8 protein-coding genes and 1 pseudogene are annotated in these 11,036 nt (G+C 41.1%); 8 read left to right on the top strand and 1 reads right to left on the bottom strand.

Annotation, left to right across the window (positions count from 1 at the left end):
• The 8 genes from D7V92_RS21105 to D7V92_RS21140 all read left to right on the top strand — a co-directional run.
• The coding region (locus tag D7V92_RS21105; RefSeq protein WP_147441536.1) for a helix-turn-helix domain-containing protein at window positions 1-269 on the top strand (269 nt) is incomplete at its 5' end.
• 80 nt (window positions 270-349) lie between these two features.
• Entirely contained in the window at window positions 350-970 is a 621-nt protein-coding gene (locus tag D7V92_RS21110; RefSeq protein WP_121773714.1) for a CatA-like O-acetyltransferase, family 2, read from the top strand.
• A 249-nt stretch (window positions 971-1,219) separates the two neighbouring features.
• A complete protein-coding gene (locus tag D7V92_RS21115; RefSeq protein ID WP_199718931.1) occupies window positions 1,220-2,509 on the top strand; it encodes an MATE family efflux transporter in 1,290 nt (429 codons plus the stop codon).
• 12 nt (window positions 2,510-2,521) lie between these two features.
• The gene (locus tag D7V92_RS21120; protein WP_121773716.1) at window positions 2,522-3,148 is read left to right on the top strand and encodes a CatB-related O-acetyltransferase; all 627 of its coding nucleotides are present in this window, start codon (window positions 2,522-2,524) and stop codon (window positions 3,146-3,148) included.
• A complete protein-coding gene (locus D7V92_RS21125) occupies window positions 3,145-5,454 on the top strand; it encodes an ATP-binding protein (protein ID WP_121773717.1) in 2,310 nt (769 codons plus the stop codon). The genes D7V92_RS21120 and D7V92_RS21125 overlap by 4 nt, the downstream gene beginning before the upstream one ends.
• Window positions 5,447-6,769, top strand: coding sequence for a sigma-54 dependent transcriptional regulator (locus D7V92_RS21130; RefSeq protein WP_121773718.1), 1,323 nt, complete (start codon window positions 5,447-5,449; stop codon window positions 6,767-6,769). The genes D7V92_RS21125 and D7V92_RS21130 overlap by 8 nt, the downstream gene beginning before the upstream one ends.
• Before the next feature lie 61 nt (window positions 6,770-6,830).
• The gene (locus D7V92_RS21135; RefSeq protein ID WP_121773719.1) at window positions 6,831-8,261 is read left to right on the top strand and encodes a metallophosphoesterase; all 1,431 of its coding nucleotides are present in this window, start codon (window positions 6,831-6,833) and stop codon (window positions 8,259-8,261) included.
• On the top strand, window positions 8,258-10,567 hold the full coding sequence (locus tag D7V92_RS21140; protein ID WP_121773720.1) for an ATP-binding protein: 2,310 nt from the start codon (window positions 8,258-8,260) through the stop codon (window positions 10,565-10,567). The genes D7V92_RS21135 and D7V92_RS21140 overlap by 4 nt, the downstream gene beginning before the upstream one ends.
• A gap of 331 nt (window positions 10,568-10,898) precedes the next feature.
• On the opposite strand, the pseudogene D7V92_RS22775 reads toward D7V92_RS21140, so the two are convergent.
• Window positions 10,899-11,036 (bottom strand): annotated as a pseudogene (locus D7V92_RS22775) (site-specific integrase); the annotation flags it as partial.

Below are 11,036 nucleotides of genomic sequence, written 5' to 3' on the forward strand. Positions count from 1 at the left end.
TAAGTAAAAAACAGTTTGAGCGGTTGTTTCATTCATTTGTAGGCATCAATCCCAAAGAATATACCCGTATTGTCCGCTTCCAAAAGGCTTTGGCGCAGATGCAGCATCAAGCGGGCAAAGAAATTAATCAGGCACAAATAGCATATGCCAGTGGTTATGCCGACCAGTCGCACTTTATCCGGGAGTTCAAGAAATTCTGCGGATATACGCCCATGTCTTTGCTGAAAGTATCAAATCCATATTCCGATTTGTTCACCAATCCCATATAAATGTCCCGTTTGTTCTATCCGGGGTCAAACGTTTCTCCTACTTTTGCGACCTGATTCATTAAATGAAAATAGCATTAAGTATGAAAGTAGTAAATCCCCAAGAAACCAGCCGGGCATACGCCTTTGAAATGTGGATGAACGCACCTATGCCAATGGTGACGTTCTTTAAGACACTCAACGTGTCACGCCTTGTGAAAATCAGCCGGAAATCGGGCATGAAGTTTAATATGTTGATGTGCTGGTGCATCGGCAAAGCCGCAAGAAACGTGAAAGAATTTTATCTGCTGCCCGTTGGCGGTAAACTGATGCAGTACGATACCATTGCAGTAAACACCATTGTCGCCAACAGAGAGGGCGAGGTAAGTTCGTGTGATATTCCTTTCTGCGATGATTTATCTTTGTTTAACCAACACTATCTGCAACTTACCAAACAAGTGGCTGAAAGTTGCGTTAATCACGACTTGACGGAAAGCATGGTTATCGGAACTTCCGCATTGGCACAATATGAAATAGACGGTGCTGTCGGGATGTATAGCGGCATTTTTAATAATCCGTTTCTTATTTGGGGCAAATACAAACGCCGCCTGCTGAAAACGACGCTTACCGTTTCTTTCCAGTTCCACCACACGCAAATGGACGGGGCGCACGCTTCCCGCTTTTTAGATGGGGTTCAGAAAGAAATTGATAAATTGAGAATATAAGTTCAGGGAAAAACGCTATCTTTGCAGAACTAACAGAAAAATAAATAGTTGTTCAACAATATGAAATGGTAGTTGTGCATATAGCTACGCTCAACGAATAGCACTTCAAATTATTGCTATTCAGCAATAGACAGGCTTATGTTTTAAGTTTGCCTGTTATTGTTTTGTCATTATCCCTTATTATAAATCTATAAGATTGTCGTGCTGCTTAAAGCGGCAGGATGTATTGTATCATATTGGTTTGAACAAATGAATTATACCTATAAGAAAATCTGGCTCATCGCTTTTCCTGTAATGATGAGCATCCTGATTGAACAACTGATAAATATTACCGATGCTTTGTTTTTGGGGCATGTGGGTGATGTAGAACTGGGCGCATCTGCCCTTGCCGGAATATGGTTCTTGGCAATTTATATGCTCGGCTTCGGGTTCAGTTTGGGGTTGCAAGTGGTAATTGCCCGCCGTAACGGAGAACAGCGGTATGCAGAAACGGGAAAAACGTTCTTTCAGGGATTGTTTTTCTTGCTAATACTGGCGGTACTCCTCTGTCTGCTATCCAAGATATTTTCTCCCGTTCTGTTGAAACATCTGATAACTTCGGATGATGTTTATAATGCGGTTATCTGCTATTTGGATTGGCGTATTTGGGGATTGTTGTTCTCTTTCCCGTTCCTTGCGTTACGCTCGTTTTTGGTAGGCATTACACAGACAAAAGCTCTGAACATGGCAGCTTTCACTGCCGTACTGGTAAACATTCCGCTGAACTGGCTCCTGATATTCGGCTTCGATATGGGTATATCGGGAGCGGCTATCGCTTCTTCATTTGCCGAAATGTGTTCGCTGGCTGTATTGGTTGCATATATGTTTCGGCACATTGATAAAAAAGCGTATGGCTTATACTGGCGTATTGATATAACGGTATTGAAAGAGGTATTTTCTATCTCGGTATGGAGTATGCTCCAGTTCTTTACAAGTGTAGCCATTTGGTTTCTGTTCTTCGTAGCTATCGAACGTTTGGGAGAAACGGAATTGGCAGTATCAAACATTGTAAGAAGTGTTTCCGCACTGTTTTCCGTTATCGTCAATGCATTGGCAGGTGTCACCGGTTCTTTGGTGAGTAACCTGATTGGAGCAGGTGAAAAGAAAAAAGTATTTCCGCTTTGCCATAAGATTATCCGTTTAGGATATGCGACAGGCATTCCACTGATTGCTTTTGCGTTGTTCTTTCACCAGCACATTATAGGGGCTTATACGGAAAATACCGCTATCGTACAGCTTGCATGGCCACCTTTTCTTGTCATGCTATTGAATTACTTCTTTGCACTACCCGGTTACGTCTATCTGAATGCTACAACCGGAACGGGAGCTACACGGACGGTATTCATTTTTCAGGTGATAACTACTATTGCTTATCTGTTCTGCTTATGGGGATTAGATTTTTGTGATGTTCCGTTAGCGGCATATTGGGCAGTGGAATACTTATATGTAATGCTGCTTGGTACACAATCCGTCATTTATCTTAAATATAAACAATACTAAGAACTGAAAGTTATGATGAACAAGATATATCCCCGTAAAGGTGACACGCAAACCGTTTATTTGAATGCTGTCGTAAAAGACCCGTCTATCGAAATAGGCGACTATACCATTTACAATGCTTTTGTTTCAGACCCGTGTCTGTTTGAGCAAAACAATGTGTTGTATCACTATCCCATTAACCATGAACGGCTGATAATTGGAAAGTTCTGTTCTATTGCTTGCGGTGCAAAATTTCTGTTCAACTGCGCCAATCATACCCTGAAATCACTATCGACTTACACGTTCCCGCTATTTTATGAAGATTGGGAATTGGATAAGGCAAATGTGGCTTCTGCTTGGGACAACAAAGGCGACATCGTAATAGGCAATGACGTATGGATAGGCTATGAAGCCGTTATTATGGCTGGTGTCCATATCGGTGACGGTGCTATTGTTGGTACAAGGGCGGTTGTGACGAAAGATGTGCCGCCCTATACCATTGTGGGTGGTATCCCCGCAAAGGAGATACGAAAGCGGTTCAGTCCTGATAGGATAGAACAGATGCAGGCTTTGAAATGGTGGGACTGGTCGGTAGATAAGATACGGGAATTTTTGCCTTATCTGAAAGATGGACGTTGGGATAAATTACAGGCAATATGAAATCAATCAAGAATCTAATTTCGCTCGGCTATTTGCTGATGGCATTATTGGTTATCGGCATAATGTATATTTGGTATAAAGAGTGGTGCGATTTAGAGAAATTGGAAGTTCAAAATCGTCATATAGATACTTTTCGCCAAGAATCGCACGAAATATTTGTTTTTCTTATTGAGCTATCTTTATCGGGCGAGACTGTATTGGAGTGGGAAGATGCAGATTTGGAACATTACCATTATCAACGCATGGCAATGGACAGTATGCTATGCCGTTTCAAAACGATTTATCCGACAGAGCGCATAGACAGTGTACGCCATCTTCTTGAAGATAAGGAACGACAGATGCGCCAAATCGTGCAGGTACTTGAGCAGCAACAAGCCATCAACGATAAGATCACTCGTCAAATACCCGTAATCGTACAGAAAAGTGTGCAGGAACAACCGCAAAAACCGAAGCGGAAAGGATTTCTCGGCATATTCGGCAAGAAAGAAAAGCCAAAGCCAACCGTGACCACAACAATGCTCCGTTCCCTCGACCGGGACATGATAACCGAGCAACGGGCACAAAGCCGCCGTCTGTCGGAACACACCGACAGCCTTGCGGTACGAAATGCGGAACTTAACCGGCAACTGCACGGATTTATACACCAGATGGATAAAAAGGTGCAAGCCGATCTGCAAAAACGGGAAGCCGGGATAACCGCCATGGGGGAACAGTCGTTTATGCAGATAGGTAGCCTGACAGGATTCGTCCTCCTCCTGCTGGTAATCTCATATATCATCATACACCGTAATGCCAACCGAATCAAACGGTACAAACAGAAAACGACTGATTTAATAGGACAGTTGCAACAGTCGGTAGAGCAAAACGAGGCTCTGATAGCCTCTCGCAAGAAAGCCGTGCATACCATCACCCATGAACTGCGCACACCTTTAACCGCAATAATCGGTTATACCTCGTTGATGGAAAAAGGCAATGATGCAGATAAAAAAGAGCAATATGTCCGTAATATCCGGCAATCTTCGGAACGTATGCGTGAAATGCTCAACACCCTGCTGAGTTTCTTCCGTCTGGATAACGGCAAGGAACAGCCGAATTTCTCTCCTTGCCGGATTTCGGCAATCACGCACATTCTTGAAACGGAGTTTACACCCATCGCCATGAACAAGGGGCTGGCTCTGACCATAACCAATCAAACGGATACAGTCGTCCTGACCGACAAGGAACGTATCCTGCAAATCGGCAACAACCTGCTGTCCAACGCCATCAAGTTCACGGAGAACGGTGGCGTTTCCCTGAGAACGGACTACGATAACAGCATCCTGAAACTTATCGTCGAAGATACGGGCACAGGAATGACCAACGAGGAACAGCAACGCGTGTTTGGCGCGTTTGAACGTCTGTCAAACGCCGCCGCAAAAGACGGCTTCGGACTGGGATTGTCCATCGTGCAACGTATCGTGACAATGCTCGGCGGCATAATCCGGCTGGAAAGCGAGAAAGGCAAAGGCAGCCGTTTCACGGTGAAAATACCCATGCAGACAGCCGGGGAACTGCCGGAAAGGATAAATCAGACAAGGATTCATCATGACCGTGCATTCCATGATGTCATTGCCATCGACAATGACGAGGTTCTTCTCCTGATGCTGAAAGAAATGTATGCACAGGAAGGGATACACTGCGACACCTGCACCGATGCTGCGGAACTGATGGAAATGATACGCCGGAAAGAATACAGCCTGCTTCTGACGGATCTGAACATGCCGGAGATAAACGGCTTCGAGCTGCTGGAACTGTTGCGCACTTCCAACGTTGGCAATTCAAAGACTATCCCGGTAGTCGTGACCACCGCTTCGGGCAGTTGTAGCAAGGAGGAACTTATAAAACGTGGATTTGCAGGATGTCTGCTCAAACCGTTCTCCATATCAGAACTGATGGAGGTGTCAGACAAATGCGCCATGAAAGGCAACCGGAATGAAAAGCCGGACTTCACCTCCCTGCTGTCCTACGGGAATGAAGCCGTCATGTTGGAGAAACTGATAACGGAAACCGAAAAGGAAATGCAGGCAATCAGGGAAGCGGGTCTAAAGAAAGACCTTCAGGAACTGGACGCCCTGACACACCACCTGCGAAGTTCATGGGAGATACTCCGTGCCGACCAGCCGTTAAGGGAACTATACAAATTGCTTCATTGCGATGGCACACCTGACGATAAAACAATTGGCAATGCTGTAAAAGCTGTGCTGGATAAGGGTTCGGAGATTATCCAGCTGGCAAAAGAAGAAAGGAGAAAATACGAAAATGGATAAAACAAAAATTATCGTGGTGGAGGATAACATCGTATATTGTGAGTTTGTCTGCAACCTGCTGGCACGTGAGGGATTCCGCACCGTGCAAGCATTCCACCTCTCGACTGCGAAGAAATATCTGCAACAGGCCGCAGACGGGGACATCGTGGTTTCCGACCTGCGCCTGCCCGACGGCAACGGTATCGACCTTTTGCGCTGGATGCGCAAGGAGGGCAGGATGCAGCCGTTCATTATCATGACCGACTATGCCGAAGTGCATACGGCGGTTGAAAGCATGAAACTCGGCTCACTGGACTACATACCCAAGCAGCTTGTGGAAGACAAGCTCGTCCCTTTGCTACGGAACATATTAAAAGAACGGAATATCGGACGAAGCCGTATGCCCCTGTTCTCGCGTGACGGCTCGGCGTTCCAAGCCATCATGAAGCGGATAAGGCTGGTGGCTCCTACTGACATGAGTGTACTGATTTTCGGGGAGAACGGCACTGGTAAGGAGCATATCGCCCACCTGCTGCACGATAAGGGCAAGCGGGCAGGAAAGCCGTTTGTGGCTGTGGACTGCGGTTCGCTTACCAAAGAACTTGCGCCGTCGGCTTTCTTCGGACACGTCAGAGGGGCATTCACGGGTGCGGACAGCACCAAGAAAGGTTATTTCCACGAGGCGGAAGGCGGTACGCTGTTCTTAGACGAGGTGGGCAACCTCGCACCGGAAACCCAGCAGATGCTTCTGCGAGCCATACAGGAACGGCGGTTCCGTCCCGTTGGCGACAAGTCTGACCGTAGTTTCAATGTCCGCATCATCGCCGCCACCAACGAGGATTTGGAAAAAGCGGTCAATGAAAAGCGTTTCCGGCAGGACTTGTTGTACCGTCTGCACGATTTCGAGATAACCGTTCCGCCGTTGCGCGACTGTCAGGAGGACGTCATGCCGCTGGCTGAGTTCTTCCGTGAAATTGCGAACCGGGAACTGAAATGCGATGTCATCGGCTTTGACGGAGAAGCCCGCAAGACATTGCTGACCCATGCGTGGCCGGGCAATGTCCGTGAACTTCGGCAAAAAATCATGGGTGCGGTGTTACAGGCACAGACGGGTCTTGTTACAAAAGAGCATCTGGAACTTGCCGTGACGAAACCGACCTCACCCGTCAGCTTCGCCCTGCGCAATGACGCAGAAGACAAGGAACGGATTTTGCGTGCGTTGAAACAGGCGAACGGAAACCGTAAGGTTGCCGCTGAACTGCTCGGAATAGGACGTACGACGCTGTACAGCAAGCTGGAAGAGTATGGCTTGAAATACAAATTCAGGCAATTATAGCCGGTAATTCATTAAAAATTGCTATCTTTGCAATTAAAATAGATGAATTAAATGAGATTATATGAAATACAGCATACTTCATATTTCGGATATTCATAAAGCCCCCGGGGTTGAGTATGCCTCTCTATTTCAATCTATGAGAAGAGATTTTGAATACTATACTGAAAACGAGTGTATTTTAGCACCTTCTTTTGTGGTTGTAAGTGGTGATCTTATTCAAGGGGCATATACCGATGATGAAATTCGACAACAATATGATAATGTGGCATTATTCCTATCAGACATTTGTCATTTCTTTTTGAAAGGAGATAGAAAGAGGCTTATTATAGTTCCTGGTAATCACGATGTGAACCGAAATGCAACTATGGCAAGTATGATACCAGCAACCCAAAAGTATGAATGTTGTCTACATTCATTCTTTTCTGGAGCAACGGACTTACGTTGGAATTGGAAAGACTGCCAATTCTATGAAATTATGGATCCCGCTATCTATAATAGTCGTTTTAGCCAATTTGTTGAATTCTACAATAAATTCTATGATGGGATTAGACAATATCCTAACAATCCAGAAGAAAAGGCATTTGTTGTTATTGATAATATTTATGAAATTTGTTTTTCTTGTTTCAATAGTTGCCATCGTCTTGACCATCTTTGCGACACGGGAAGTATAACAGAAGAAGCTTTAAATTCCGTGTGTAAAGAACTGACAGATTGTTACAATGCAGGGTATTTAAATATTGCTGTATGGCATCATCATTTCTATGGTAGACCTATGGAAACAAATTATATAGATCGTGCCTTTTTGAACAACCTGCTTAGTTGTAATATCCAAATGGGGTTATATGGGCATCAACATTACACACAAGTTGCTGAAGAATACTCAGATTTGCTTTTACAAAAAGATAAATTAACCCAAAGATTATTATTAATCAGTTCAGGCACATTATTTGGGGGTGAAAAAGTCCTTTCTCCTAATTGTCGCAGACAATACAATATCATAGAAATAGAAAAGGGAAATGGGTATGCAGCTGTTGACATAAACATACGTGAAGATTTTAATCCCAATCGTAATAACAAGATTCCTCATTGGCGTTTGAAACCCCTTTCTAATTCTACCAATAAGATACATTATGATATCAGGCTTAGGGAACTGTCAATTAACGACATTCTATTAAAAATAGATAGAGAATGTAAAATTAGTGGTGATTTTCATCAAGCATGTGAAGCCATTAAACTGTTACAACAGAAAACTGGTAAGGATTTTACGCCCATTTTTAAATTATATTTAAAGGAAGTAAAAGACTATGACTACGTTTTTAAGAACGTAGGTAAAGTCACAAGTATAGAAGATGCTGTTTTGAAAATAGTCGCAGCACAACAAGCCGGTAATTCTAATTATATTCAGGAAATTATAGCTGATAGAGATATTTATAAATTAAATGACTCGAATGTCAATTCTCTTCTAACTACCTTAAAAAATAGTAATATATGAGCGATACGATGTATGTTTCTATGGAATTCGATGCTAAGCAGATGATTCGTTTGCTTGGTAATGATTTATATGATTCCCCTTTAGCAATGTTAAGAGAAAATGTGCAGAATGCATACGATGCTATTTTGGAAAGGAAATTGATAGATTCTGACTTTGAACCGTATATAAAAATAAATATTACCAACGAGCAAATAGTTATTGAGGATAATGGTATAGGTATGAATAAGGACATATTAGCAAATAACTATTGGAAAGCGGGTAATAGTGGGAAAAATAATCCCCAGTCTATAGCTGCAGGTGTAGTAGGGCATTTTGGAATAGGTGCATTAGCAAATTTTGGAGTGTGTACTAAGCTTGAAATTCAAACACATAGATACGGAGAAAAAACTGCCTATACATCAGAAGCTCAAAGAGAAAAAATTAACATTAAAAATTCCATACCAGTAACTCCAATAGAAAATCAGTCGATTCCTTATGGTACTTGTATAACAGTGACACTTGATCAGCCTGGTTCAATTAGCGTTATTAACGCAATTAATTACTTGCGCCAATATATCGAATACATAGAAATACCTGTAACCATTAACGGACAAAAATTCCCTCAAAAAAAGATTGATTTTGTAAAAAAAATCATAGCAAAGGAGGTGACAGATTCTCGGTTATCATATAAGTTAGATATAGGATATAATAATCAATTTCCTTTATCTGTAGATATTGTAATTTATGACATAGCAATACAAGGTAGTCCAATAAATGGCTATTTGTATCTAAATACACGGGATAAGGGAATTTTAGGTCTTAGAAACGGTTTTGGACTAGCGAGTATAAACGTACCATCTATTTATGAATTCGGAGGTATTGTTAATTTGGATAATCTTGTCCCTACAGCAGGGCGTGAGGCTGTTAGCCGTGAATCAGTAAGTCTCGTCACTTCGATAGTTCAGTCTGTAGAAAGTTCATGGACATCTGTTATTGCGGAAGATCCAATTTGTGATAACTATCGTAATTTTTTGCAATATCTATATAGTCATTTTAATATAGCGCAAGCTTCGCACATTAATATAAAATATGCGAATGAAGATAAATACATTAGACTTGGTAATATAACAAGCCTAAATGCATCTGAATTCAAATATGCAGACGGTGTAGATTCTACGGTACTTGCTAAGTTTAAAAACTCGGAAAATAATGTTTTGTCCATTTCTGATAGTACCTACAGAAAAAGAATACAGCGAAACTATTTAGAGAAAATAGGTGTAAAATCAATACCAAACAACATCCAAGTAATTAGGGAGTATGAAAGCAAAGAACTAACAATTGATCAATTCTTTATTGTTAACGAATTACGAAGTATTATTGAAGAAGATTACTATGTTAAGGATTTTGATGTGAAGTTTGCTGATATCTCCCATATGCTTAATGTCTTTGTTACTCATGATCTTAACAAGGGGATTTTTTGCATATACATTTCTCCAAATAATAGTGATATTCAAAGGCTTATATCAATAAGGAATGACAATTATCGTTTATTTACTCCATTAGCAAAAGATTTTGTGCGAGTTGTACTTTATCAGCAATTTTCAGCTTTTATACCCAAGGGAGTAAAAGAACGTACAGATTATATTTCTCGGGTTCTTCATAACACAAAAGATGAGTATATTATTCCTTATGAAATGACAGGTACAATGGATGAGATGATTGGGAAATTAAGAGCTGATGAGATTACGCCAGAAGAATTTGTGAAGTTTGCTAAAGCTGAACGGAATAAGCATCAGCAAACAATCAATCAATCTCAAGTTGGTGATGTGTCAGAGGTCATTACAAATATTAGTAATAATACATTGAATGTATCGGAGGATGCTATTAAAAATGTAAACAATGAAGATATAATGCCAATGCCATCTATTTTGTGCCTAGATGTAGAAACAAAACTTCGTATTCTTAAAACAGATGTTATAACGCCAGTTCTACAGAATAATAAAATGTTTATGGCATTGACAGATAAGATGGTAAACCAGAAAAGAATATTCTTTTCTAACCCTCATACAACAAGGATACTTTGGAGTATGCACCGCCTTATTTACATTTTCACAGATGCAATGGGGAAAAATACTCTTTATTATGATTTAGAATTGACACGTAAGATTCCTGATTCTACAGGCGGGAAAAGTATACGCTCTGCCACGATTTTAACAAAAGATAAGATTTTTGTTCCAATTGTACCTGAGCTTTATACTTATTTCAATCTTAATGTTGATGAAAAGTTGAAATTTTTTGTTCATTTTGATGAGATAGAGAACTCGTAAAATACAAAAAGCAGAAAAATACTAATCTTTAAAATATCAACGTTATATAGTAGATAAGAAATATGTGATAATGACAATGAATGGTTTAATAGCATTTCTTAAATGCTGTATATTTGTCAACAGAGAATACCTCTCGTAGCTAATTATTGTATTATGTATAAATGCTATATAGTTATAAAGAGGATATATAGACTTTTATTCTACAAAAAAGATTCGAACACATTGGGATTATATTAAAAAATATTATCTTTGCCATCAGAATAGTGTTCTTTTGATTTAATGCAAAAAAAGACAGAATATGGAACTTCGCTCGTTTCTAAATCGTTACCAATCAAGAAACAAATCGTTGCAAACTATTCAATTTCAACGATAAAGGCAATCCACAATGCCTAGCGCAATGGTAGGAGATTTGCTTCTCTATTCCGCATTCCGCCATTACCTTTTTCAGTTGTTTGCACATCGTCCAATA

The organism is Parabacteroides sp. CH2-D42-20, from assembly GCF_003670185.1.
GTDB classification, from domain to species: Bacteria; Bacteroidota; Bacteroidia; order Bacteroidales; family Tannerellaceae; genus Parabacteroides; species Parabacteroides distasonis.